The organism is Roseibium sp. RKSG952 (assembly GCF_009711355.1).
Genome location: NZ_SMMF01000527.1, coordinates 1 through 1,583 on the forward strand (window position 1 = coordinate 1; position 1,583 = coordinate 1,583).

A 1,583-nucleotide genomic window follows, 5' to 3' on the forward strand; every position below is an offset into this window, starting at 1 on the left:
GATCTACACGCGGCGGAAATCGGATCGTCCGGTGCCGACCCCGCGCCGTCCGGGCGAGGGCAGAATGACCGGAAGGCGGCAACCGAAGTCCGATACACTGGTTCAGCGGGTATTTCCACCATCCCTTGTTTTTGATGTGCCCGCCGTTATCGCGGCTGAGTGACTGTCAGGCGGAAAGCTTCGTCATGAGCAACCTGCAAGGATTTCTTGCAGGTTCGCAATATCCCGTAATTCTGCCGTTAATCGGAAATATCTCACAATACCCAAGACGTGTCTTGCGTCGAAATGATTTACAGTATTGTGGCAAATCGGAATCAGCGAGACGCAGAATGAGTGAACTAATTATCTTTCAAAATGATGGCGAAAAATCTAATGTTGAGGTCCTCTTGGAAGGGGAAACCGTTTGGCTCACAGTTCAAAAAATGGCGGATCTGTTCGACACAACACGTCAAAATGTGCAGCTCCACTTAAAAAACATTTTTTTGGACAATGAGTTAGATGAAGGGGCAACCTGCAAGGATTTCTTGCGGGTTCGAATGGAGGGAAAACGTGAGGTATCTCGTAAAGTACCCCACTATAATCTGGATGCGATCATCTCCGTTGGTTATCGAGTGAACAGCAAGAAGGGGGTTCGCTTTCGGCAGTGGTCGACCAAAGTACTAAATGACCACCTGGTCAAGGGGTACACCATTAATCAGCGCCGCTTGGCTGACCTGGGTCTGACTGAAGCTCAGCAGACGATGGAACTGCTGTCGAAGACGCTTCATCGTCAGGAAGACATCAGCGATGAAAGTCGACAAGTTCTCGATCTTGTCAGCAATTATGCCAGCACTTGGACCACACTGCTTAAATACGATGAAGACGCCTTGGGAATTCCGGAAGGCACTCCGTCGACCAAGTCCGTTTCCTATGACGAAATGATTTCCGATATCGGTCAACTGAAGCAGGAACTCCTTAACAAAGGGGAGGCGACGGACCTCTTCGGTCGAGAGCGGGAGCACGCATTCGACGGTCTCCTTGGGAACATTGATCAGACGATGTTCGGGGAGTCACTTTACAAAAGTGCCGAAGAGAAAGCTGCGAACCTCTTCTATTTCGTGATCAAGGATCACCCGTTCTCCGATGGAAACAAGCGCATCGCATCGTTTTCCCTCCTGAGATACATGCAGTCTCAGAAGCTTCCACTCAAAATCACACCAGAGGGATTGACCGCCATGGCTCTCCTGGTCGCCGCAAGTGAGCCAAGCAATAAGGATCTCATGATCCGGCTGGTAATGAACAGCATCACGAGTGAAAACGCCCTGCGCCCAACTGACGAGCAGACAAACGGCACCCCTCGTGAACCTGAAGGGTCGAGATTCTCCGATATGCTGACAAAAGGGGCAGGCACCCAAGAAGTAAAGGGTAGACTGCAAACACGGATCTCAGATGAATTGTCGGGCAGGCCTGAAAATCGGCAGCCGGAAGACGATCTGAACTCTGACAGCACTCCGAAACCGCGGTGACTGCTCCCCGCCTTGAGGGACGGGGCTTCCTGCTTCAACGGCAGCAGACAATCCCCCGGGAGGGATTGGTCTTACTGC

At 51.5% G+C, this 1,583-nt stretch carries 1 protein-coding gene; it reads left to right on the forward strand.

The window, feature by feature from the left end; translation table 11 throughout:
• The first annotated feature begins 329 nt into the window (after positions 1–329).
• Positions 330–1,505, forward strand: coding sequence for a RhuM family protein (gene rhuM, locus E1297_RS02000; protein WP_155133242.1), 1,176 nt, complete (start codon positions 330–332; stop codon positions 1,503–1,505).
• Positions 1,506–1,583: the final 78 nt, after the last annotated feature.